Source organism: Hyphobacterium sp., assembly GCF_965217055.1.
In the GTDB taxonomy this organism is placed as follows: Bacteria; Pseudomonadota; Alphaproteobacteria; order Caulobacterales; family Maricaulaceae; genus Hyphobacterium.
On sequence record NZ_OZ244227.1, the window covers coordinates 923,990 to 946,209 of the forward strand.

The 22,220-nt window shown below is 62.4% G+C and carries 20 protein-coding genes; 15 read left to right on the plus strand and 5 right to left on the minus strand.

What is annotated here, in order from left to right:
- Positions 1–47 precede the first annotated feature (47 nt).
- On the plus strand, positions 48–593 hold the full coding sequence (locus tag ACOOFN_RS04695) for a hypothetical protein (RefSeq protein ID WP_420434174.1): 546 nt from the start codon (positions 48–50) through the stop codon (positions 591–593).
- A gap of 111 nt (positions 594–704) precedes the next feature.
- Here ACOOFN_RS04695 and ACOOFN_RS04700 read toward each other — a convergent pair whose 3' ends face one another.
- Complete coding sequence (locus tag ACOOFN_RS04700; RefSeq protein ID WP_420434176.1) at positions 705–1,277, minus strand: hypothetical protein; 573 nt, start codon at positions 1,275–1,277, stop codon at positions 705–707.
- A gap of 85 nt (positions 1,278–1,362) precedes the next feature.
- Complete coding sequence (locus ACOOFN_RS04705) at positions 1,363–2,532, minus strand: phosphoserine transaminase (protein ID WP_420434178.1); 1,170 nt, start codon at positions 2,530–2,532, stop codon at positions 1,363–1,365.
- Positions 2,533–2,656: 124 nt separating this feature from the next.
- On the opposite strand from ACOOFN_RS04705, the gene ACOOFN_RS04710 reads away from it, so the two are divergent.
- The gene (locus ACOOFN_RS04710; protein ID WP_420434180.1) at positions 2,657–3,796 is read left to right on the plus strand and encodes an aminotransferase class V-fold PLP-dependent enzyme; all 1,140 of its coding nucleotides are present in this window, start codon (positions 2,657–2,659) and stop codon (positions 3,794–3,796) included.
- On the plus strand, positions 3,793–4,689 hold the full coding sequence (locus tag ACOOFN_RS04715; RefSeq protein WP_420434182.1) for a DMT family transporter: 897 nt from the start codon (positions 3,793–3,795) through the stop codon (positions 4,687–4,689). The genes ACOOFN_RS04710 and ACOOFN_RS04715 overlap by 4 nt, the downstream gene beginning before the upstream one ends.
- Here the strand turns inward: ACOOFN_RS04715 and ACOOFN_RS04720 are convergent.
- Together ACOOFN_RS04720 and thiD are read right to left on the minus strand one after the other, a co-directional pair.
- Positions 4,686–5,948, minus strand: coding sequence for a SulP family inorganic anion transporter (locus ACOOFN_RS04720; protein WP_420434184.1), 1,263 nt, complete (start codon positions 5,946–5,948; stop codon positions 4,686–4,688). The genes ACOOFN_RS04715 and ACOOFN_RS04720 overlap by 4 nt on opposite strands.
- Positions 5,949–5,969: 21 nt before the next feature.
- Complete coding sequence (thiD, locus tag ACOOFN_RS04725; RefSeq protein ID WP_420434186.1) at positions 5,970–6,770, minus strand: bifunctional hydroxymethylpyrimidine kinase/phosphomethylpyrimidine kinase; 801 nt, start codon at positions 6,768–6,770, stop codon at positions 5,970–5,972.
- A gap of 306 nt (positions 6,771–7,076) precedes the next feature.
- On the opposite strand from thiD, the gene ACOOFN_RS04730 reads away from it, so the two are divergent.
- From ACOOFN_RS04730 to ACOOFN_RS04755, 6 genes are all read left to right on the plus strand, one after another.
- The gene (locus tag ACOOFN_RS04730; protein ID WP_420434188.1) at positions 7,077–8,840 is read left to right on the plus strand and encodes an ABC transporter ATP-binding protein; all 1,764 of its coding nucleotides are present in this window, start codon (positions 7,077–7,079) and stop codon (positions 8,838–8,840) included.
- A 68-nt stretch (positions 8,841–8,908) separates the two neighbouring features.
- Positions 8,909–10,858 (plus strand): tetratricopeptide repeat protein, encoded by a 1,950-nt coding sequence (locus ACOOFN_RS04735; RefSeq protein ID WP_420434190.1) that lies wholly within the window; start codon positions 8,909–8,911, stop codon positions 10,856–10,858.
- Positions 10,855–11,010, plus strand: coding sequence for a hypothetical protein (locus ACOOFN_RS04740; RefSeq protein WP_420434192.1), 156 nt, complete (start codon positions 10,855–10,857; stop codon positions 11,008–11,010). The genes ACOOFN_RS04735 and ACOOFN_RS04740 overlap by 4 nt, the downstream gene beginning before the upstream one ends.
- A 59-nt stretch (positions 11,011–11,069) precedes the next feature.
- Positions 11,070–12,929 carry a tetratricopeptide repeat protein gene (locus tag ACOOFN_RS04745; protein ID WP_420434194.1) on the plus strand — a complete coding sequence of 620 codons (1,860 nt, stop codon included), beginning with the start codon at positions 11,070–11,072 and terminating at the stop codon, positions 12,927–12,929.
- Positions 12,926–14,779, plus strand: coding sequence for a hypothetical protein (locus ACOOFN_RS04750; RefSeq protein WP_420434196.1), 1,854 nt, complete (start codon positions 12,926–12,928; stop codon positions 14,777–14,779). Before ACOOFN_RS04745 ends, ACOOFN_RS04750 begins: the two co-directional genes overlap by 4 nt.
- Positions 14,776–16,617, plus strand: coding sequence for a tetratricopeptide repeat protein (locus tag ACOOFN_RS04755; protein WP_420434198.1), 1,842 nt, complete (start codon positions 14,776–14,778; stop codon positions 16,615–16,617). The genes ACOOFN_RS04750 and ACOOFN_RS04755 overlap by 4 nt, the downstream gene beginning before the upstream one ends.
- Positions 16,618–16,623: 6 nt before the next feature.
- Here ACOOFN_RS04755 and ACOOFN_RS04760 read toward each other — a convergent pair whose 3' ends face one another.
- On the minus strand, positions 16,624–17,268 hold the full coding sequence (locus ACOOFN_RS04760) for a DUF2254 family protein (protein WP_420435015.1): 645 nt from the start codon (positions 17,266–17,268) through the stop codon (positions 16,624–16,626).
- Between the two features lie 187 nt (positions 17,269–17,455).
- Here ACOOFN_RS04760 and ACOOFN_RS04765 point away from each other — a divergent pair, with 187 nt between their 5' ends.
- The 6 genes from ACOOFN_RS04765 to ACOOFN_RS04790 all read left to right on the plus strand — a co-directional run bounded on the left by ACOOFN_RS04765 (position 17,456) and on the right by ACOOFN_RS04790 (position 22,115).
- Positions 17,456–18,217 carry a hypothetical protein gene (locus ACOOFN_RS04765; protein ID WP_420434200.1) on the plus strand — a complete coding sequence of 254 codons (762 nt, stop codon included), beginning with the start codon at positions 17,456–17,458 and terminating at the stop codon, positions 18,215–18,217.
- Positions 18,218–18,603: 386 nt separating this feature from the next.
- Complete coding sequence (locus ACOOFN_RS04770) at positions 18,604–19,062, plus strand: hypothetical protein (protein ID WP_420434202.1); 459 nt, start codon at positions 18,604–18,606, stop codon at positions 19,060–19,062.
- Positions 19,063–19,121: 59 nt separating this feature from the next.
- Entirely contained in the window at positions 19,122–19,874 is a 753-nt protein-coding gene (locus ACOOFN_RS04775) for a hypothetical protein (RefSeq protein WP_420434204.1), read from the plus strand.
- Positions 19,871–20,626 carry a hypothetical protein gene (locus ACOOFN_RS04780; RefSeq protein ID WP_420434206.1) on the plus strand — a complete coding sequence of 252 codons (756 nt, stop codon included), beginning with the start codon at positions 19,871–19,873 and terminating at the stop codon, positions 20,624–20,626. Before ACOOFN_RS04775 ends, ACOOFN_RS04780 begins: the two co-directional genes overlap by 4 nt.
- Positions 20,623–21,369 carry a hypothetical protein gene (locus ACOOFN_RS04785; protein ID WP_420434208.1) on the plus strand — a complete coding sequence of 249 codons (747 nt, stop codon included), beginning with the start codon at positions 20,623–20,625 and terminating at the stop codon, positions 21,367–21,369. The genes ACOOFN_RS04780 and ACOOFN_RS04785 overlap by 4 nt, the downstream gene beginning before the upstream one ends.
- Complete coding sequence (locus ACOOFN_RS04790; protein ID WP_420434210.1) at positions 21,366–22,115, plus strand: hypothetical protein; 750 nt, start codon at positions 21,366–21,368, stop codon at positions 22,113–22,115. The genes ACOOFN_RS04785 and ACOOFN_RS04790 overlap by 4 nt, the downstream gene beginning before the upstream one ends.
- Positions 22,116–22,220: the final 105 nt, after the last annotated feature.

The window sequence follows — 22,220 nt, forward strand, 5'->3', positions numbered from 1 at the left end:
AGCCTAATCTTCGAGCGAAAAGTATTCATGACGGGAGGGGACCACGCATGAAGCCGATTCGCGTTGCCAGCTTGTGCGCGCTTGCCGCGACGACTTTCACAGCAGACGCCCAGACCGGCGCGCCGCCGGGCTGCGACGGACTTGAACACCGCGACGATTTCGACTTCTGGATCGGCGAATGGGATGTGTATGCACCGGACGGAAGCCTGGCCGGCACAAACTCCATCCGCGAAACCCAGAATGGCTGCCTGATCGAGGAACACTGGAGTGGGGCCCAGGGCTCGAGCGGCTTTTCGATGAATTACTACGATCCGCTGACGCAGGCGTGGCGTCAGGTGTGGATGAGTGCGTCTGGCTATATTGATTATAGCGGTGGTTTAAACAACGATGGCGAAATGGCGCTTGAGGGAGAGATTTTCTACCACTCACAGGGCAATCGTTATCCTTTCCGCGGCGTCTGGACGCCAAATGCTGACGGCACCGTCACCCAACATTTCACCCAATACGATTCGGAAAGCGATTCGTGGAATCCCTGGTTCACCGGCACATATGTGCGCCGGCAAGCCGATTCGAATGCGCATTCCGGGAATTAGGACTCCCGGTCCCTTTGTCTGTCCTCCCGGAATGCGTAGCGCCGCTGGTCCACCCCCGGATCAGCGGCGCAACCCTTTCGGGTGACATTCAAAGCTGGAAAGCGCCTCTCGCTAGCGGGCGCCGAACCGGTAGCCGAACCGGATGCCGGCATTGTCGAGCGCCTGGTTGCGGCCGCTGCCGAGGATCTGGCCGTGCGAGATGTGCTCGTAATAGGCCGCCATGGTGATGTTGCGGGAAAGCTCGACATTGAGCGCCAGCGTGGTGTGGAACAGCACGCGCTCACCCATGAGCGACCGCGTCGTGGCCAGACGGATGCGGTTCGGATCGTTCGGCGGCGCGCTGCGATCGATGTCGGTCACGCCGTCATTGTATGACAGGCCGAAGGCCGGCTGGAACGAGACCGAATCCGAAAGCGGGAAATCCCATTCGAGGCCGGCACCGCCGAAATTGGTCAGCCCGTTGGTATTGAAGGAGCCATAGAGGTAAGGCCGCGGCGACCACAAAAACTGCAGGGAATCGATCTCCGGTCCCACCAGGCCGACCGTGAGATTGGGGCCGTCCTCGACATGATCGGACAGGTCATGGGCGGTGACGCCCAAACGGAATTCCCAGTCATGGTCATCCGCGACGGCAGGGGCCGCCATCATTGCCGCGGCCGCGATCGCCAGAATACTCGGTTTCATGATTTTCCCCCTCAACCCCGCTGCGCTGCAGCGTCCGACGCACCCTAATGCGGGCAGCGCGGTGCGCAAAGCCCTGAATTCGGTATCAGAGTTCCGCTTTCGCGCTCGCATAGGCCCAATCGAGCCAGGGACCGAGCGCCGCGATATCGTCGGCTTCCATGGTCGGGCCGCACCAGATCCGCAATCCGGCGGGGGCCGACGGGTGCGGATTGACGTCCAGAGCCGCATTCTCGCGTTCGAGCAGCGCGCACATGCGGCGGGTCAGCGCCCATTGCGCCTCCTGGTCAAGCGCCGCGATATCCGGCTCGGCGAATTTGAGCGTCACAGAGACCGGTGAGCGCCGTTGTTCGTCGGCACACAGGAAATCAATCCAGGCGGTCTTCCCGACCCAGTCCGACAAGGCCTGGAAATTGCGGTCGACGCGGGCGGTCAACGCCGGTAACCCGCCTTCCTTTGCCGCCCATTTGAGGGCGAGGAGGTAATCCTCGAAACACAGCATGGACGGCGTGTTGAGCGTCTTGCCCTCGAAAATCTCCTCGAGCACGCCGGTCCCGTCAGCATTGTGGAGCTGCAGGATGCGGGGCACGGGCCAGGTCGGCCTGTGACTGGCGAGCCGGTCCAGCGCGCGCGGACCGAGCACGATCATGCCATGCTGCGCTTCACCGCCCAGCGATTTCTGCCAGGAATAGGTCAGGACATCGATCTTGTTCCAGTCGAGCTTCATCGCAAAGGCGGCCGACGTCGCATCAACGATGGTCAGGCCTTCGCGGTCATCAGCGATCCAGTCCGTGTCCGGAATGCGGGCCCCGGCGGCTGTCGCATTCCAGGTGAAGACGAGATCGCGATCGGGTCTCGCCTCGGTGAAGTCAGGGGTCTCACCGCCGCTGGTGACGAAGGTGCGCAGATCATCGAGCTTGAGCTGTTCGACTGCGTCCTTGGCCCAGCGACCGCCGAACGCATCCCAGGCGAAGACGTCGACGCCGCGCGGGCCGAGCAGCGACCACATCGCCGCTTCCATCGCCCCGGTATCGGACCCCGGCACCATGGCGACCCTGTAATCCGCCGGGCATTCCAGGAGTTCGGCTGTACGCTCGTAGGCTTCGACCATGCGCTGCTTGGCGGCCGGCGTGCGATGGCTGCGGCCGACCAGTGCGGTTCCCAGCTTCTCCGGTGACCAGCCCGGATGCTTCTTGGTCGGACCACAGGAAAAACGCGGATCGAAGGGGCGAAGATGCGGCTTGGCGAGATCGGGCATGGAGGTCTCCGGCGGATTTCTCCCGGACTAGCGCCGCCCCCGGCGCGCGGTCAATTCGCAAACTGTTTCAACATTGACGCAAGGGTGATTTGACGCGGGCGGAGGGGCGCGTCAGATGAGCATCATGACCCAGACAGATTTCCGCTCGCTATTCGATTTCCCGCGCGATTTCGCTTACCTCAATTGCGCTTATATGGGCCCGATCCCGAAGGCGTCGGCGCAAGCCGGCCAGGAGGCCTACACTCACCGGCAACAGCCATGGACGCTGGATGTGCAGGAGGTTTTCTTCGACCGCCCCGAAGCGTTGCGTGCCCATGCGGCGAAACTGTTCGGAGCGACAGCCGACGATGTCGCGCTGATGCCCGCGGCGAGCTACGGGCTGTGTACGGCAGCCGCCAATCTGACGCTCGAGCGGGGTCAGGATATCGTCGTGCTGGGCGAGCAATTCCCGTCCAATGTCTATGTCTGGCGCCGCAAGGCCGAGGAATGCGGCGGGCAGGTCCGCACGGTCACCCGGAACGACGGGCAGAGCTGGACCGAGGCGCTGCTTGCCGCGATCGGCAAGTCCACCGGCATCGTTGCCGTTCCGAATGTGCATTATTCCGATGGCGGCCGCGTCGATCTCGCCGCGGTCAGCGATGCGGCGCGCGCGGCCGGCGCGGCTCTTGTGCTGGATATCACCCAGTCGCTGGCGACGGGTCCGTTCGACCTTGATCGTATCCAGCCGGATTTCGCGATCGCGGCCGGCTACAAATGGCTGCTTGCGCCCTATTCCATCGCCTATACCTATATCGCGCCGCAGCACCAGAATGGCACGCCGCTGGAGGATGGCTGGGTCATTCGCGAGGGGGCGGAGGATTTTTCGTCACTGTCGAACTATACCGACCGGTTCGCGCCCGGCGCACGGCGCTTCGACATGGGCGAACGCGGTGCGGTGCAGACGCTGCCGGCCGCGCTGGCGTCGCTGGAATGGCTGAACACGCTCGACATGGACTGGCTGCAGAGCCAGCTGCGTGCCCGCACCGACCACCTGGCCGAGGCTGTCGCGCCTTTCGGCGCCGTCTGCCGCACGCCGGACCGCTCGGCCAACATTCTGTGCCTGACACTGCCTGATGACGCGCCTGCCGATCTGGCGGGCCGGATGGCCAATCACGGCGTTGCAGTTTCACAGCGCGGCCCGCGGCTGCGCGTCTCTCCGCACATCTACAATGACGAGGCCGACCTCAAACGATTCATAACAGCGGTCGAAGCCGAACTGGGATGAGTGAACCGCAGCAGCCGACCCTGCAGGACTGGCTCCTGCTGGCCGCGCTCGCCCTGTTGTGGGGGACGGCCTTCCTGTTCATCCGGTTTTCGCTGGACAGCCAGCCGCCGGTCGCCGTGTCCACTGTGCGTCTTGCCCTCGGCGCCATCGTGTTGCTCGGCTTCGCGCATTACCGCGGACGCCAGATGCCGCCGCTGAATGATGTGCGCTGGGTGCATTTCGCGCTGCTCGGGTTTTTCGGCAATGCCCTGCCCTTCTTCCTGATCCCGCTGGGCCAGACCGAGATCAGCTCGGCGCTGGCCGGGATCCTTGTCGCGGTGATGCCGCTGGCAACCGTCGTCCTCGCCTATTTCTTCGCCGGCGAATCGATGACGAAATGGAAGCTGATCGGTTTCCTGACCGGGTTTGCCGGCGTGGTCGTGCTGATCGGACCGACGGCGCTGGGAAATCTCGGCGGCGCGGACACGCTGTTCCAGCTCGTCGTCCTGGCCGCCGGTCTGTCCTATGCGGTGAATGCTGTGCTGACGCGGCGCACGCCGAAAACCCCGGCCTCGGTATTGGCCGCAGGTGCGCTAAGCTGTGCCGCTGTCATGAGCCTGCCCTTCGGCATCTGGGCGGCGTGGCAGAATGAATTGCCAGCCACCACGCTGGGCTGGTCTTCGCTGGTCTGGCTCGGTATCGGCCCGACGGCAGTGGCCACGGTCATTTTCATGCGCATTATCGAGCGCGCCGGGGCGGGTTTCCTGTCGCTGGTCAATTACATCGTGCCCGTGATCGCGCTACTGACCGGGCTCGCCTTCGGCGAGAGCGTCAGCTGGAATGCCTATCTCGGCCTGGCGATCATACTGGGCGGGATCGCGCTGGCGCGGCGAAGTCCGGCGGGTCCGCGCTAGCGTTTCGGCGGGGTCCAGTCCTCCGGTTCGATATCGCGGCGGCGCAAGCGCAGAACCAGACCGGTCACGACCCCCACCGCAATCGCCACGGTCAGATCGACCGCCACCGTCAGGGCGAATGTGAGGATGACCAGGAAGAGGTCGGATTTCCGGCCCTCGAGATAGCCCCGCCATTTGTGCGGTTCGGACATGTTCCAGGCAGTCAGCATCAACAGCGCCGCCAGCGCCGGCATGGCGAGGTATCCGATCAGCGGTGCCGCCAGCAGCATGACTATCAGAATGGTCAGCGCGTGCACGATCCCGGCGACCGGTGTGCGGCCGCCGGCCTGGACATTGGTAGCGGTCCGCGCAATCGCGCCGGTGGCCGGCAAGCCGCCAAACAGGGCCGACCCGATATTGGCAAAGCCCTGCGCAGCGAGTTCGGCCCCCGACCGATGACTGCCGCCGATCATGCGGTCGGCGACAATTGCGGACAGCAGGGATTCGACGCCGGCGAGGAAAGCGATGGTCAGGGCCGACGGAATGAGTTCGATGACGCGGCCGAGGCTGATGCCCGGCAATCCCGGCATGGGCAGGCGCGACTCGATATCGCCGAACCGCGAGGCAATGGTGTCAATATCGAGCGTCAACGCCCAGACCAGCAGCGAGGCAAGGATCATCGCCACGATCAGCCCCGGAATGCGCGGCGACAGCCGACGCGCCACGACGATAAAGACCATTGCGCCAAGCGCCAACAAGATGCTGACCGGCGATACCGTCCCGCGCGCATTCCAGAGTGCGGCGGTGGTGTCGAAAAACCCCGCTGGCACTTCGGCGAGGTCGATGCCGAGGAAGTCCTTGAGCTGGCTAGTCGCGATCAACAAGGCAATCCCGATCGTGAACCCGTTGATGACCGCCTCGGGCACATAGGCGACCAGCTTGCCGACCCGAAGATATCCGGCGATTACGAGAATTATGCCGGCCATCAGGGTGGCGATCAGCAAGCCGTCCAGGCCATGGTTCTGGATCACGGCATAGACGACGACGATGAAAGCGCCGGTCGGACCGCCGATCTGCACGCGGCTGCCACCCAAAAGTGAAATCAGGAGTCCGCCGACGGCTGCCGTGATCAGCCCGGTCTCCGGTGGCGCTCCGGATGCGATGGCGATAGCCAGGCTGAGCGGCAGGGCGACCATCGCCACGGTTACGCCGGCCGCTGAATCCCGCAGCAAGTCCGGCAAGGTATAACCCTGCAATGTCGTGATGATTTTTGGCTTCACTGCCGGTCCCTCAGTGTTATCTCACCGCCTGACCACCCAGGCGTGATCGACGGGACCGTGCCCCGAACCGAAACCCGGGGCCCGTCGGATGGCTTCTGCCAGATAGGCGCCGGCCCGTTCGACTGCGCTCGGCATATCCTGTCCCTGAGCCAAGCCTGCGGCGATTCCCGACGCCAGCGTACAGCCGGTGCCATGCGTGTTGCGCGTATCGATACGCCTGCTCTCGAACACAGTCGTCATCTTCGGCGTCACGAGGACATCCGTGATGACGGGACCGGCCAGATGTCCGCCCTTGACCAGCGCAGCTTTCGCACCCGCATCAACAAGCGCGCGGCCGGCCTCGGCCTGGGCGTCGGTGGTGGAGACGATCCGTCCCGTCAGCTTTTCGGCCTCGGGCGCGTTGGGCGTCACCAGCGATGCACGCGGCAACAGCTTCGTGCGGATCGCCTCTACGGCGTTGTCAGCCACCAGCACATCGCCGGAGGTCGCGACCATGACGGGATCAAGTATCAAGGGAATGTCCGGATAATCCGCGAGCAGGCCGGCGACAGCTTCGACGAGCTCGGCGCTGCCCAGCATTCCGGTCTTGATGGCATCGGCGCCGATATCGTCGAGCACGGCGCGGGCCTGAGCCAGGACGATTTCGACAGGAACAGCATGCACGCCGGTCACTCCCCGGGTGTTCTGCATGGTAATCGCGGTCACCGCCGTCGCGGCGTAGCCGCCCAGCGCCGTCACCGTCTTGATGTCTGCCTGAATGCCGGCTCCGCCGCCCGAATCCGAGCCGGCGATAATCAGCACTCGTCCCGACGGGTCGGTCATCTCGCCCCCGATGCTTGCACGCAGTGTGACCTAGAAGCCGCGCTCTCGCCTGAAAGGCGAATGCGCAACCAACTTCCACTGGCTCTCACCAAGTCATGCGTGTATGAGCCCCATCCCGCAATCATTGGAGCGCTTTTCGGACCCATGCACAAGATTCGATCATAGAAGGCGGCTGATCGATCGCCTCTATCCCGGCCTGACATTCCTTGCCCCGCAAGGCGGTCCCCGGTGACCCCCGCGATCCCCGACCTTTCCTGATACAAACGAATCCTGTCCGAGGCGGGCACTTGTTGCCCGACATGTCCGATGACCCAGATACGCTCCGATGCACCCCGTGTGCTGTCCAATGCCTCCGTCGTCCGCTTCCTGTTCAAGCAGTGGCGCCGGCGACCCTGGTTTTTTGCCGCGCTGGTCGGCTTCACCCTGCTGGCGACGATTGCCGACGTCTTCCTGCCGATTGCGGCCGGCGCGCTGATCGACTCGCTGAACACGCAAAGCGGTGCCCATTGGGCCGCTTATGCCCTGTTCATCGGGCTGGCGATTACCGTCAATGCGCTGCGCCAGGTCGCGGTGCGCTTCGAAATCCGGTTTTCTTCCGCCAACATGGCGGAGATGGTGTCCGACGCCTTTGCCAAGGTGCAGCGCTTCTCTCTGGACTGGCACGCCAATACCTTCGCAGGTTCCGTCGTGCGCAAGGTAACGCGCGGCATGTGGGCGTATGACACGATCACCGCGACGACCTGGTTCGGCCTGATCCCGTCGATCACGGTGATGTACGGGCTGGGTGTCTACATGCTGTCGCAATGGCCCGTCGTCGGCGCATTCTCGCTTACCGTGACGACGATCTTCGTCGCCCTCACGGTTTGGGCCGCAAACAGCTATATCCGGCCGCAGAACATCCGCTCCAACGCGATTGATTCCGAGCTCGGCGGCGCGGTTGCCGACGCCATTGGCGGAATCGCCACGGTGAAGAGCTTCGGCGCGGAAACGCGCGAGGACAGCCGGTTCTCACGTCTTGCCTGGCGCTGGCGCGCGGAGACCAAGAAAACATGGCTGCGCTTCGTCAATACGTGGCTGATCCAGATGGTAGCGATCATCGTCCTTCAGGCCGGGCTGACGGGTCTGCTGGTGCAGATGTGGATCGCCGGCCGGGCCACGCCGGGCGATGTCGTGTTCGCGATCACCGCCTTTCTGATGATGGCCGGTTACATGCGCCGGTTCGGCGAGGAAGTGCAAAATGTCCAGCGCGGTCTCGACGAGATCCAGGACATGGCGGGCTATGACGCGCTTGACGCGCAGATTGCAGATGCACCGGATGCGCCAGACTTCGTTCCGGGAGACGGGGCGATCGCGTTCGAGAAAGTCGGCTTTGCCTACGAGAACCAGGCGAAACGGCTGTATGACGATTTCTCGCTGCACATCGCGCCCGGCGAACAGGTGGCGCTTGTCGGGCCGACAGGTTCGGGCAAGTCGACTTTCGTCAAGCTGGTACAGCGCCTGTATGACGTTCAGGCTGGCGCCGTTCGGATCGACGGTCAGGATGTGCGTGCGGTCACGCAGGACAGCTTGCGCCAGGCGATTGCCCTGGTGCCGCAAGACCCGGCGCTGTTCCACCGCTCGATTGCCGAGAACATCGCCTATGCCCAGCCCGGCGCGTCGCGCGACGACATCATCGCGGCCGCCAAGCGGGCGAATGCGCACGCCTTCGTCGAGCGCCTGCCGCAAGCCTATGACACGCTGGTCGGCGAGCGCGGGGTGAAGCTGTCGGGCGGTGAGCGCCAGCGCGTGGCGATTGCGCGCGCCATCCTGGCCGACACACCGATCCTGATCTTCGATGAAGCCACGTCCAGCCTCGACAATGAAACCGAGCGGGATGTGCAGTCAGCGCTGGAAAGTGCCACGCGTGGCCGCACCACGATTGTCATTGCGCACCGGCTGTCGACCATACGCGATGCGGACCGTATTCTGGTGTTCGACAAGGGCCGGATTGTGGAACAGGGCACGCATGAAGAACTGTCGGCGCGGGATGATGGTCTGTATGCGCGACTGGCGGCGCTTGCGGCGGCTTAATCCACCGATTTCACTATGATTTCCCCTGCCGCGTGTGCTAAAGGCGCTGCAGGGGAGACATTACACGCATGAAATCAATCCTGTCCGAATTGCGGCGGCGGAATGTGTTCCGCGTGGCTGCCGCCTATCTGGTGGTCGGGTGGATCGTCATGCAGGTGGTCAGCACCATCGGATCGGCAGCCGGATTGCCGGACTGGGCTGACAGTTTCGCGCTGATCATTCTTGTCGCCGGTTTTCCGGTGGTTCTGTTCATCGCTTGGGCGTTCGAATTGACGCCGGAGGGCATGAAAAAGACCGAAGCCGCCGATACGCCTGTCGGTTTCAAGCCGCTCGGCCCGAGCGACTATCTGTTGATAGCAGGTGTTCTGGTGGTTTTGGGCGTCGCAGGATTTCAGGCCATCGGACCACGCCAGAATTCACCGGCCATGGCGGAAGCGAATCCGGTCACCGAACGTCTAGACGATGCATCGTCCGGGTCCAATGCCCCGGAAACGCCGGTGATCGAAGCGGAGAATACAGCCCCCTCGGTCGCCGAAGCCTCGATCGCGGTTTTGCCTTTTGCCGATTTTTCGCCTGACGGTGATCAACAGTATTTCTCCGATGGGATTGCCGAGGAATTGCTGAATGCGCTGGCGCAATTTCCGGACTTGCAGGTTGCTGCCCGGACCTCGGCGTTCTCCTTCCGCGGTGACAATGTCGATTTACGAGAAGTCGGCGATGCTCTGGGCGTCGCTCATGTTCTGGAAGGCTCGGTACGGCAATCCGGCGATCAGATTCGCATCACAGCACAATTGATCCGCGCGAGCGACGGCTATCATCTCTGGTCAGGAACGTACGAACGCACCCTGACCGACATCTTTCAAATTCAGGACGACATCGTCCGCCAATTGTCGCGGGTTCTACAGGTGCGGCTCGGCGTTGGCGCGGGCGCCGGGCGGGCGTCGCGTGGCAATGTCGACCCGAGAGCCTACGAGCAATATTTGCGCGGGCTGAATCTCTGGGCCAGCCGTGACCAGGACAATAATCGCGAACGTGCGATCGAAGCCTTTCAACTCGCAACCGAGAACGATCCGGAGTTCGCGGATGGCTGGGCAGCTTACGGGATTTCGATTTCAATTTCGGGCGAATTTGTTCACGGATTGAATATCTTCGAAGTGCGCGAAACTGTTTCCCACGCGCTGACAAGAGCGTTGGAGCTCGATCCGGGAAATGCCCGGGCGCATGCCGGATTGGGATGGTTCCATACCTATCGCCAACCGGATATTGAAAGCGCTCTGGCTCACAGCGCCCACGCCTTGGAGATCGCACCCAACGCTGCTTTTGCGCATTATTCCCGAGCCACAGTGCTCAGCTGGGCCGGCGACTATGATGCCGCCGGCCGGCATTTTCGACGTGCCCTGTCGCTTGATCCGTTGAATGCCACGATTTCCCGCGTTTTTTCAGAGTCTCTGGCGTCGTTGGGCGATGTTGCGGGAGTCGAACGGGTATTGAGTGCGTGCACGGTCTGCGACGAACGCTTGCTTCCAATTGCGCGTTTTGGAGCTCTGCTTCAATCATCATCGGAAGAAGCTGTCCTCGAGGCGCTCCCGGAATTTCTGGACGCGCTTCGCCATTTTTACGGCGATATGCCCGAGGTCGTTTTGGAAAGGCAGATCGCAGTCGCTGAAGATTATGCGAACCTGTTATTGGGCGAAGAAGGCGCTGGAAACGTCACCCGCGATCAACTCGCTGCGGCCATGGCCAACGACAATGTGGGTTTTGATACCGTAATTTCATTGGCGATGCTTGGTGACATGGATACAGCGGCAAGCCTGATATTCCTCCTCTACGATAGCGAGGAACTTTTGGATCTCGACTTATACTTGCTGCCGGGCAGATCGGAAATTCCGGAATTGCTCCGCCGTCATCCCCGCTATCATGAGTTCTGGCAATTGTCCGGCATGCCGGCGCTGGCTGCCGTGCGTCGATCCAACGGACAGACTGCGGGACTGCCTTTGCCAATCGAGGCTGCCGAATGAATTTTCTGTCCGAATTGCGGCGGCGGAATGTGTTCCGCGTGGCCGCCGCCTATCTGGTGGTCGGCCGGATCGTCGAACAGGGCACGCATGAAGAACTGGCGGCGCAGGATAACGGTCTGTATGCCCGCCTCGCAGCGCTCGCGGCTGCGTAATCCGCCGATTTCACTATGATTTCTCCCGCCGCGCGTGCTATGCGCGAGGCGGGGGAAACATGCAGGGAATACCGTCCATTTTATCCGAACTCAGGCGGCGCAATGTGTTCCGCGTTGCCGCTGCCTATCTGGTGGTTGGCTGGTTGCTTGTCCAGGTTACCTCGGTCGCCATCCCGGCGCTGCGCATGCCGGACTGGACCGACACTCTGGTTTTCTTCCTGTTGCTGATCGGATTTCCGGTCGCAGTCCTGCTGGCCTGGGCGTTCGAGATGACGCCCGAAGGCATGAAGTTGACCGTCTCGGTTCCGGAAGACCAGAGCATTGCCCCCAAGACGGGCCGGAAACTGGACTATGCGATTGCCGGCGGGCTGGCCCTGCTGATCGTCGTGATCGTCTGGCAGCAGCTTGCCAGCCCGGGCGGACTGACGGAGCGCCCACTGGCTGCGCGATCAGGCACGGACGATGGCGCTTCGGTGGCGGTGCTGCCCTTTGCCGATATGAGCGAAAACGGCGACCAGGCCTATTTCGCCGATGGCATATCGGAAGAAATCCTAAACGTTCTGGTTCGGATTCCCGATTTGCAGGTGGCCGGAAGAACCTCCAGCTTCGCGTTTCGCGGGCAGGATCAGGATTTACGGGAAATCGGCAGCGCGCTGAATGTCAGCCACGTTCTGGAAGGCAGCGTCCGCCGCTCCGGCACGCGTCTGCGTATCACCGCCCAGTTAATACGGTCTACGGATGGCTTCCATCTCTGGTCAGAAACCTATGACCGTGAAATTGCCGACATCTTCGATATTCAGGACGAGATTGCCGCCGCCGTCGCGAGCGAAATGGCGATCTCGCTCGGACTTGAAAGCGAACGGGCCGATGCCACCCGCACCGATGACATCGAAGCCTATGAGCTCTATCTGCGCGCGCGGCCACTCTACCTTGACCGCACGGCAGACAGCATCAGCCGGGCCGCGGCGCTCCTGACCGCGGTCGTTGCGCGCGATCCCGAGTTTTCGCCGGCCTGGTCAACCCTTGCCGGCGTCTATCAGGTCAACGAGTTCTATCAGCCCAACGCCTCACAACAACTCAAGGCGCTCTGGCGCCAGGCGTCCCGAGAGGCAGCCAATCGCGCGATTGCGCTCAATCCGCGCGATGCCGAGGCGTGGGCCTATCGCGGCGAGGCCGAAGCAGGAGCCTGGGACACGATCGCGGCATTTGAATCGTTTGATCGTGCACTTGAGCTGGCGCCGAATGATGCCAGCGTGCTCGACCGCGTGGCTCAAAACCTCAACTATGCCGGATATTTCGCCGAGGCCGAGCCCCTGGCACGCCGCGCTGTCGCCCTCGATCCGCAATTCGCGATCTATCACTTCACGCTTGGGCGCGCCGTGGGTGGCCTGAGCGATAACGATCGCGGCGAGCCGCATCTTGCCGAGGCGTTGCGGGTAAACCCCGGTTTCATGCACGGCTATATGGCGCTGATAGATCGCCGCATCAAAACCGGCGATCTGGCGGGGGCACAAGCCGTCATGGCGCGCATGCTCGAAAGGGTCCCGGAAAGCGCGCTCCGCGATGAACCCTATCGCGCCTTTGTCGAGGCCCGCACCCGCGAAGACCTGCTGGCCGTGGCCGAGGCGTCACCGATCGATTTCGTCGGCTGGTCGCTGGGGCGGTGGGCCTTGAGCATTGCCGGTGAAACCGAACCCATGCTGGCCGAATGGAATGCGATGCTGGATGCGACCGAGCCAAGGCAGTTCTTCCTGTTTTTGAACGCCGCCTTCCCCGGCGTGCGTAATGATCCGCGCTGGAAAGCCCAGATCCGGCGTACCGGCACTCTCGCGCTGTGGCGCGAACGCGGTTTCCCGGCGCAGTGCCGCCCGCTGGAGGGCGATGATTTCGAATGCGATGCCTGGGAGGGAATTGAATGACCAATTTCCTCAGCGAACTCCGGCGCCGGAACGTCTTCCGCGTCGCGGCCGCCTATCTGGTCGTGGGCTGGCTGGTGATGCAGGTTGCCGCGACCGTCGGCGACGCGGCCGGCCTGCCTGGCTGGGCCGACAGCCTGGCCCTGATCCTGCTGGTCACCGCCTTCCCGATCGTCATGTTCATCGCCTGGGCGTTCGAGCTGACGCCTGACGGCCTGAAGAAAACGGAGGCGGCGAGCGAGGCGACCGGGTTCAAGCCGCTCGGCCCCAGCGATTATGTGCTGATCGCTGCCATGCTCGTGGTTCTGGGCGTGGCCGGAATGCAGTCGTTCGGAGGCCGCGCATCGCCCGCGGGTCCCGCGCTACAGTCTCGAATGGGCGATGATACGACCGGCATGGTGCTGGATTCCTCGATTGCCGTCCTGCCCTTCGCCGATCTGTCACCGGATGGCGACCAGGCCTATTTCGGAGACGGCATTGCCGAGGAAATCCTCAACGTGTTGACCCGCGTCGACGGATTGCATGTCGCGTCGCGAACCTCGGCCTTCCAGTTCCGCGGCGATGCGCTGGGCATTCCGGCCATCGCGCGCGAACTGAATGTCCGTCATATAGTCGAGGGCTCAGTGCGCAAGGCCGGCGACACGCTGCGCATTACGGCCCAGCTGATCGATGCAAACGGCGATCATCATCTCTGGTCAGACACGTTCGACCGCCCGCTGACGGCGGAGAACATCTTTGCCATCCAGGATGAAATTGCCACCGAAATCGTGCACGCGCTCAGCGAAGCGCTTGGCATGGATGCGCCAGATATTGTGGTGGAGGCGGGAACCGAAAATCTGGACGCCTATGAGCTTTTCCTGCGCGGACAGGCCATTTTCCATACCCGTTCCTTCGACAATATTCCCGAAGGGATTCGCCTGATGGAAACCGCCGTGGCAGCCGACCCGGAATTTGCCCGCGCGTGGGCAATGCTGGCGGCGATTACCAGTGTTGCAGAAAGCTGGCTCGGGCCGGTTGATGGCCGCGACTTCACCGCCGAAGCCGAAGCGGCAGCCAACCGGGCAACAGCGCTGAACCCGCAACTGGCATTGCCGTACTCGATCCGCGGGCTGATCGCCCAGCGGCAGGGCCGGTGGGCTGATGCGATTGACCAGGGCGACCAGGCGATCGCGCTCGATCCGGCCAGTGCCAATTCCCGGTATTTCCGCGGCGTCACATGGATGCGTGTCGGTTTTTTCGATCAGGCTGCGGACGATCTTGAAGCGTGTCTGGAACGCGACCCGGACTATGAAATCTGTCGATCCCATCTCGCTTTCGCCGAACTCTTCCGCGGCAATACCGACCGCGCGATAAGACTTTACGAAGAATCCCGACTGGCCGGGCAGCGGTCCTATCCAACAGCCATGGTGCCGGTGTATTTCGCGTTGGGCAATGAATCGGCGGCGATCCAGCTTCTGGTTTTTGTTGCGCAGATGGCCGAAAATTCCTGGCTCGCGGAATCATTGTATCGCTATTATACGGACCATTCGGCGACGAATGAAGAGTTGAACCAGCTCGCGCGTGCGCTCCACATCGCCAATACGGGCTCGCCGGACGGTTTTGTCCCGCTCGATCTGGAATATGAGGCCCCGATTAGCTCGATTACCAATCACGTTCTGATCTGGAATCCCTATGAGCCGGACCGGTTTCGCCCGGCCAGCCGTGCCGCCTTTCTGGCCGCGCGCAAGGCGGCCCTGATCGAGATGGGCCTGCCCGAATTCTGGCGCCAGCATGGCTTTCCGCCGCAATGCCACCCGGTCGGGTCAGACGATTTCGAATGCGGTTGGATCGACACGCCGGAGAGCGCGCCATGAACGCTTTCCTCGCCGAGCTGCGCCGCCGCAACGTTTTTCGCGTGGCCGCCGCTTATCTGGTGGCCGGCTGGCTGGTCCTGCAGATTGTCACGGCGATCGAGGGGCCGCTGAACCTGCCGGGCTGGACCGATACGCTGGTCATCGTGCTGCTCGGTCTGGCATTTCCGATCGCGCTGATCCTCGCCTGGGCATTCGAAGTCACGCCGGAAGGCGTGAAACTGACCGCGGCCGTCGCCGAGGACGACAGCATTGCCAGCAAAACCGGGCGGCGGATCGATTATGTCATTGCGGGCGGCATCGCCGTGCTGATCGCCCTGATCCTGTGGCAGCAATCGACCCGGCCGCCGGCTGGTGTCGAGACGTTACCGCCGGACATCGTCGCGGCCGGAATCGGCTCAAACACCATCGCGGTGCTGCCCTTCGCCGATCTGTCGACGGACGGCGACCAGACCTATTTTGCCGATGGCATCTCGGAGGAAATCCTGAACGTGCTGGCGCAGATCGACGCGCTGGATGTCACCTCGCGCACGTCCGCCTTCGTGTTCCGCAGCGACAGCAATCTGTCGATCCCCGACATCGCGGCGGCCCTCAATGTCCGCCATGTACTCGAGGGTTCGATCCGGACCGCGGGCAGCACGATGCGGATCACGGCGCAATTGATCGATGCGGAGACCGACCAGCATCTCTGGTCGGAGACGTTCGACCGGCAGTTCGACGCGGAAAACATCTTCGCGGTGCAGGATGAAATTGCGGCCGCGATCACGGAAGCGCTGGCCGAGCAGCTGGGCATTGACCTGGCGGCGCCGACCGCTGATCGCGCCACGACTGACGTCAATGCCTACGATGCCTATTTGCGGGGCAGGGAGCTCTTCCTGAACCGGAACTACACGAATCTGCCGCTGGCCATTTCGGCGTTCGAACGGGCGGTCGAGCTCGATCCGGAATTTGCGCAAGCCTGGGCCCTGCTGGGAGCCGCCTATGGCGTCTCACCGGGATGGTCGTTCTCGGACAGAGACTACCAGACCCTCGCGCGTCAGGCCGCCCGCCGCGCACTCGACATCCAGCCCGCCAATGCCACAGCCTATGTGGCCCTCGCCCAGGCGGAATCGCTGACAGTGCCGCCGAACTGGCCCGTGATGATGGACTATTTTGACCGAGCTATCGAACTGGACCCGAGCAACCCAACAGCCCGGCTCTGGCGCGGACAGCAATTGCGCGATCTCGGGTTTTTCGACCGCGCGCTGGAAGATCTCGACCGATGCGTAGCGGCGGAACCCCTTTATGGAGTCTGCCTCTACAATCGCGCGACCGTTCTTTTGCTGGTCGGCGACGTCGACATGGCGCTGGAAGCGCTGGTGCCGACCATGGCGACCGGCCATGTCGAATCCTATCCTGATTTCCTGGGCGTGCTGGCCCGCCGCGACGACCCCCTGCTGCTTGCCTTCATGATCCGCGAGACGGCGGATACGATTCCGCAGGATGTCCGCTGGATCGTCCCGGAACTGCAGCGCGCACTGAGCGACGAGGTTTATGATCGCGAGCAGGCTCTGGAACAGTTTATCCGCCGGCTTGCGGATTCAGGGTTCGATCCGGACAGCGATGCTTACATCTCTACAACCTATTTCCTCGCGTTTCGCGCTTATGACCGGATTTCCAACATTGGATCCCTTGGCTGGTACTGGTTACCGGGTTATCCGGGGCTGAGCGGCTCGGACGCAGCGCGCAACATGATCCGCCAGCGCGGCATCGTCGATTACTGGTATTCACACGGCTTTCCGCCGCACTGCCGGCCGGTCGGAGATGATGATTTCGACTGCGACTGGCCCGGCGCGGACTGATAATTGCTAACTGAACGGACAGGCGTCTCGCAGCACCTTGAGGTCGTGTTCATTGTCGAGCGCGGCTTCGGCGCGTTCAAGCGCGTCTTTGCTGACCGCTTCTGCGGGTTCGCCAAACGCTGACTTGTCGACACTGACGAGGACGCCCAGCGCCTGCTGCAGGCGAATGCCCACCTCGACCTTGTCCGCCCCGTCGCGGGCGATGGGCCGGAAGGCATCGACCAGCAATTGATGCGGATCAAGCGTCGCCATGAAGACCCGGTCAGCCGGGTCATCGGCCGCCTCGCCGAAGCGGCCCGCGAGCCGGGCCAGGAGTCGGGTGATGGCGGCAATCGCCGACAGGGCGGTGCCGCTGTCGTTGACGGCGGATGACAGCGCGCGCGAGGCAATCTCGGAAAGGGTGACAAGGCCGAAAGCCGGGCCTTCCTCGAGCGTGCGCCGGGGATGAATGATGATCTGGTCGAGGATTTTCTCGTCCAGCTCCTTGGTATTCATCACATAGGCGGCCGGTGCTCCGGTTCCGACATACGCGCCAGGGCGCGAGGGCAGGTAGATTTTGGTGTCGGCCGCCTCGGCAAGGGTCTGGAGCGCGGCGATGTCGATGGTCTGGACATGGCCGGCTTCGGCGGGGGCGACCGGCAGGAACCAGATCGATTGTCAGATTCGGCGGAGGTGAAAGCTTAGCATGACGTCCCCATGCTAGCAGAACGCCCATGGGACGTGCGGGTTCCTGACACGGGGACACAGACCCGTCCGTTTGCCGGTAGAGATCGGATTCCCTTCCCCTTTCCCTTTTGGCGCGGGCGCTGCTAGCGTCGCCGACGGGGAGGCAAGAGGGATGATCCTTCAGCGACTATCCAGGGCCATCCGCGAGCAGAACTGGTTCGCGGTCGCGCTCGAATTCGTCATCGTCATCGCCGGTGTCGTGATCGGTTTCCAGGTTACAGCGTGGAATGCCCAGCGGGCAGACCGGGAGGCCTTGCGATTGGCCTTCCTGCGATTCGAGGCCGAGATCGACGCCAATCTGGACACGATTGCCGAAACCCAATCGGAACTCGCGGACGCCATACCCGACGTCACAAGAGCACTCAATACGCTGCAGCAATGCGCGACCGGTCCCGATGCCGAGGCTGCCATCGTGGCGGGGATAAACCAGGCCCAGGTTACACGCGGAATCCGTTTTCGATCGGGCGCCTTGCGCGAACTTGCCGAGCAGCCCTCGCTTTTAAGCCAACAGTCGGAAGCTCAACGCCAGGCCTTGCAACGCCTGGTTTACGATCTGGAGCTGCTGGAAACCGAGGCTGCCTTCCTGGAATTGATGCCCTTCAATTCACCGATATGGCGGCTGAACGAATTGACGTTTGCCGATGCCGAACCGGCCACGCTCACCTATCGCGGCTTTGATTTTGCGATGCCGCGGCGCCGCCTTGCACTTTCAGTTCCGGCTGAAACCGCCTGCCGTCAACATGAGCTGGCGACCGAGCTCTATGAGTGGGAGTATCTGCAATCCAGCCTGAATGTCGTTCTCGGGCTCGCCGCCGAAAATCTCGTCGCGACGCGGCAAGCGCTTGCCGATGACGACAACGAAGCCAGCCAATGATTTTCGCCTGATCCGAAGACACGCTTCCGGCGCTGGAACGGATGACCGTGGCGAGCGATCTCCCACGAGCAGGGCCTGCCGGACGGTCTGCATCCCGGTCTTCACACCGACATCCGCGTGTTCACCCTCCACAATTCGCGCCTGTCGAAACTTGAGGATCTAACGAAATCCGGCCGGCTGGCGATCTGCCATGGCCGGTGGTGTGATCATGGCCGACTTGGCGCTCATTTGTGTTCAGACCACAGGGTAAAACCTGATCGCGAATCCCCTTTTCCTACCCATGATTGATTGTGCTAGATTTTTCATTGGGGAGACGTTTGGGACATGGATTTGCACAGATGCATGCATGAGATGCGCAGCCTTCAAAACGAAGGGTTCGTATCGTCATGAGTGACTTTGAACTCGCTCTTTTGTTCTCGGAATATCTGAACGCCGCCAATTTCGTGTTCAGCAATTTCATGGCCGTCGTCTTTGCCATGCTGACGGCGAGCTATTTTCTCGCGCACCGGATGGGGCGATGGGTCGCGGTCCTGTTTTTGAGCCTCTACAGCATTGGCGCGCTCATGACGGGCTCTGGTGTCCTGTTTGCCTTCACAGACTTTTTCAATCTGGGCGTCCACATCCATGCCCACGCCGCCAGTGATCCGGGTGACCTGGCCTGGCTGGGGCCGGCCGGGCCAGGCGGTGAAGCCATGGCGTCCATGCCCGCCTTCGTCGCGGCCATGCTGCTAACGGCCTATTTCGGCTCCATCGGCTTCTTTTTCGTGGTCCGGCACAACCGGATCCATGCCAAGGACGAGGACGACACCGCCAAGCCCGGCGATAGCGAAGCGGGGAGGTCATGATCCTTGACCGTACCGGAGCACCATGCCGTGTTTAATGTTGCCGGAATGGGGGCCGCTCCATGATCCTCGCGCGCCTCTCCCGTGCGGTTCGGACACAGAACTGGTTCGCCGTCGTCCTCGAATTCTTCGTTGTCGTCGCCGGCGTTCTGGTTGCTTTCCTGGTGACCGAATGGCGGATGAGCGTCGCCGCCGGTCTCGAGGAGACCCGAATTCTCGAGCGGCTTCATGCCGACATCGAGCATGTCACCAATGATCGCTGGGACTGGGCTGCAGACCGCGCCAATAATCGCGACCTGCTGCTGTCAGCGAGCGCGCTGCTCTATGCGGATGAGGCGGGCGAACTCTCGCGGGCCGAATGCAATGCGATTGCCCAGTCGCATGTTTTCAATTCGCCGTCGCTGGCCTTGCCGATCCTGACCGAGCTGGAATCGACCGGTGAAATGGACCTGATCCGGAATGACGGCATTCGCAGGGCCATGTCACAGCATTTTCTGTCCGAAGGCTGGTCCGAAGAAATCGACCGGGCAATCAATCACGAAGTGCTGAACCTGTCGGCCCGGCACCCGCATCTCATGCATTTTGCCTTCCCCGGGGACGCCGGAAACTGGAATCCGATCTTCGATGGATCCGCACGCTGCGATACCGCCGCGATGCGGGAAGACCGGCCTTTCCTGAACGAGCTGGCTGACAATATCTCCAAATCGACATTCTTCCTGCGCGCTGTCATGGACGGGCCGAACCGCAGTTTTCGGGCCCTGCACCAGGCTGTGGACAATGAATTGGGCGTTTCGCATGGCGAGGCCACGGAATGATCCTCGCCCGCCTCACCCGCGCCATCCGGACACAAAACTGGTTCGCGGTGGTTCTGGAATTCGTCATTGTCGTGGCCGGCGTGCTATTGGCCTTCCAGATCTCCGCCTGGAATGCGGAGCGCCTCGTGCATGAGCGCGCAGAGCGCTCGTTAATCGACCTGCATGACGATTTTGCTGCGATCGATATCACCGCCAGCGAGCTGGCCACATTTTATCAAGGCGTGATCCATGATCTGGAGATCCTGGTGCGCGCTGTCGATGCTGGCGAGATTGCCCCGGACCAGGTGGATGCGATCCGGCGGGCGCTTGCCTATGGAGATGTTTTTGCCGATCCGCCACCGCCATCAGGCACCTTCCGGGATCTGCAGGGCTCCGGACGTCTCTCCCTCGTTGAAAATCAACAGCTTCGGCTTCGCCTGATCGAATACGAGCAAAGCCTTGAAAACATCAGCGATTCGGATGCCAACATTAACATCATGCTGACCCCGTTCAGCGTCGCCTTCAAACGGCACATTCGCTACGACCCGGAATACCACCTGCCTGACACGCTCGATCTCGCATTCTATGACGTCACCCTGCCGGAGGTCGCCGAGATCGATTTCGACGCACTTCTCACCGATCCGGAATTCGAGGTCGCCGCACAGCAACACCTGCGTTTGCAGATAGGTCGCTTCATCAATCTTCGTGTCAGTCAAAGCAAGATCGCGCAGATTCGAACCATGATCGATGCTGCCCTGGAGGATCCTTCATGATCCTCGCCCGCCTCTCTCAAGCCGTTCGCGAACAGAACTGGTTCGCCGTTATCCTCGAATTCGTCATCGTCATCGCCGGCGTGGTGATCGGTTTCGCGATTTCCGGTTGGGCCGATGATCGCGCGGCGGTCGCCAGAGCGGATCAGGCGACGATCGATCTCTTGGAAGAGATGGAGATAAATGTCTGGCTGCTGCGCAGCTCCAACGCCGAGACGGCGCGGTTGAATGCCAGCCGCGAAATCGCCGCCCGATCGACGGCCGAGGCGGCGCTGCGGCGCGATCCGGAATTGCAGCCGCGGGCGATCGAAGGCGTCATGAGCCTTGCCGTCAACCCGCCGATGCCGGTTTCGCGTGCCGTCTATGACGAACTTGTGGCCACCGGGACGCTGCGGCTGATCGACGAGACGCGGGCGCGACGCGCCGCCAGCCGCTTCTTCAGCGAGGTCGATTATGCGCGCGACCAGCTCGCCCAACTGAACAATCCGCAAGTTTATGACGCGCTGGGCCGGCATGTCGGCCTGTTCTGGTCTGAAGATGCGGTGGACGCTCTTGGCAGCGAGGTCGATCTCGACGCGCTGGCGGCCGATCCGGAGGCGGTTACCGAATTGATGATCGCGCGCACCATCCATCTCTATTTTCAGCGCGTTCGCGACGCACTGCTGGACAGCGCGGAGACCGCCTGCACGGCACTTGCCGAAGCGGCGGACCGCAGCTGTGCGCCGCTGGTGGAGACGTCGGAATGATCCTCGCCCGCCTCTCCCGCGCCATCCGCGAGCAGAACTGGTTCGCGGTTGTCCTCGAATTCGTCATCGTCATCGCCGGCGTGGTGATCGGCTTTCAGGTCTCGCAATGGGCCAATGAACGCGCGGCCGAGGCGCGGCGGGCCGCGGCGCTTGAGCGGCTGCATGACGAGGCCGAGCAAATCGTCGCCTATCACCACCAGCATGTTGACCTGCACGAGCGCATGAATGCGTTGCGCACCGAGGCGATCGAGCGGCTGATCGCAAATGACTGGGCCGATGCCGACCGGCGGGACATGGCGCAGGGGCTGAACTCCGTCGGCATCCTGCCGGCCGCCTTTCCACCGCGCTCGGTCTATGACGAGCTGATCAATAATGGCGAATTTGCCGAGATCGGCTCGCCGGAATTGCGCTCCGCGATCGGCCATTATCATTCCCAGCTGACCTTTCTGCAGGCGCAGATCGACTATATCCGGATGCGCACCGAGGACCCGCTTGCGGCGGGGCAAGCCGGCGCCCGCGTCGTCTATGTGCCCGATACAATCCGGGAGCGCCGCTGGGAGTTCGACTATGAAATCCTCAGCAGGGACGAGGCCTTCATCCAGCGCTTGCTTCTCGGCAATAACAGCCAGCGCGCGGTGACCGACTGGACGCGGGCGACGCTGGAGGCCGCACAGGCGATGTGCGACGCGCTGGCCGAAGAGACCGGCCGGCCCTGCGAACCGCCATCGGCGGAGGATGCGCAATGATCCTCTCCCGCTTCTCGCAATCCGTGCGGCAACAAAACCGGAGCGCGATGGTGCTCGAATTCGACGCCGACTGGCTGGACGTACCGGGATGATTTTCTGTCCACG

Coding starts and splice junctions, on each gene's coding strand:
- ACOOFN_RS04695 (WP_420434174.1), top strand. CDS start 48: ATGAAGCCGATTCGCGTTGCCAGCTTGTGCGCGCTTGCCGCGACGACT.
- ACOOFN_RS04700 (WP_420434176.1), bottom strand. CDS start 1,277: ATGAAACCGAGTATTCTGGCGATCGCGGCCGCGGCAATGATGGCGGCC.
- ACOOFN_RS04705 (WP_420434178.1), bottom strand. CDS start 2,532: ATGCCCGATCTCGCCAAGCCGCATCTTCGCCCCTTCGATCCGCGTTTT.
- ACOOFN_RS04710 (WP_420434180.1), top strand. CDS start 2,657: ATGACCCAGACAGATTTCCGCTCGCTATTCGATTTCCCGCGCGATTTC.
- ACOOFN_RS04715 (WP_420434182.1), top strand. CDS start 3,793: ATGAGTGAACCGCAGCAGCCGACCCTGCAGGACTGGCTCCTGCTGGCC.
- thiD (WP_420434186.1), bottom strand. CDS start 6,770: ATGACCGACCCGTCGGGACGAGTGCTGATTATCGCCGGCTCGGATTCG.
- ACOOFN_RS04730 (WP_420434188.1), top strand. CDS start 7,077: ATGACCCAGATACGCTCCGATGCACCCCGTGTGCTGTCCAATGCCTCC.
- ACOOFN_RS04735 (WP_420434190.1), top strand. CDS start 8,909: ATGAAATCAATCCTGTCCGAATTGCGGCGGCGGAATGTGTTCCGCGTG.
- ACOOFN_RS04740 (WP_420434192.1), top strand. CDS start 10,855: ATGAATTTTCTGTCCGAATTGCGGCGGCGGAATGTGTTCCGCGTGGCC.
- ACOOFN_RS04745 (WP_420434194.1), top strand. CDS start 11,070: ATGCAGGGAATACCGTCCATTTTATCCGAACTCAGGCGGCGCAATGTG.
- ACOOFN_RS04750 (WP_420434196.1), top strand. CDS start 12,926: ATGACCAATTTCCTCAGCGAACTCCGGCGCCGGAACGTCTTCCGCGTC.
- ACOOFN_RS04755 (WP_420434198.1), top strand. CDS start 14,776: ATGAACGCTTTCCTCGCCGAGCTGCGCCGCCGCAACGTTTTTCGCGTG.
- ACOOFN_RS04765 (WP_420434200.1), top strand. CDS start 17,456: ATGATCCTTCAGCGACTATCCAGGGCCATCCGCGAGCAGAACTGGTTC.
- ACOOFN_RS04770 (WP_420434202.1), top strand. CDS start 18,604: ATGAGTGACTTTGAACTCGCTCTTTTGTTCTCGGAATATCTGAACGCC.
- ACOOFN_RS04775 (WP_420434204.1), top strand. CDS start 19,122: ATGATCCTCGCGCGCCTCTCCCGTGCGGTTCGGACACAGAACTGGTTC.
- ACOOFN_RS04780 (WP_420434206.1), top strand. CDS start 19,871: ATGATCCTCGCCCGCCTCACCCGCGCCATCCGGACACAAAACTGGTTC.
- ACOOFN_RS04785 (WP_420434208.1), top strand. CDS start 20,623: ATGATCCTCGCCCGCCTCTCTCAAGCCGTTCGCGAACAGAACTGGTTC.
- ACOOFN_RS04790 (WP_420434210.1), top strand. CDS start 21,366: ATGATCCTCGCCCGCCTCTCCCGCGCCATCCGCGAGCAGAACTGGTTC.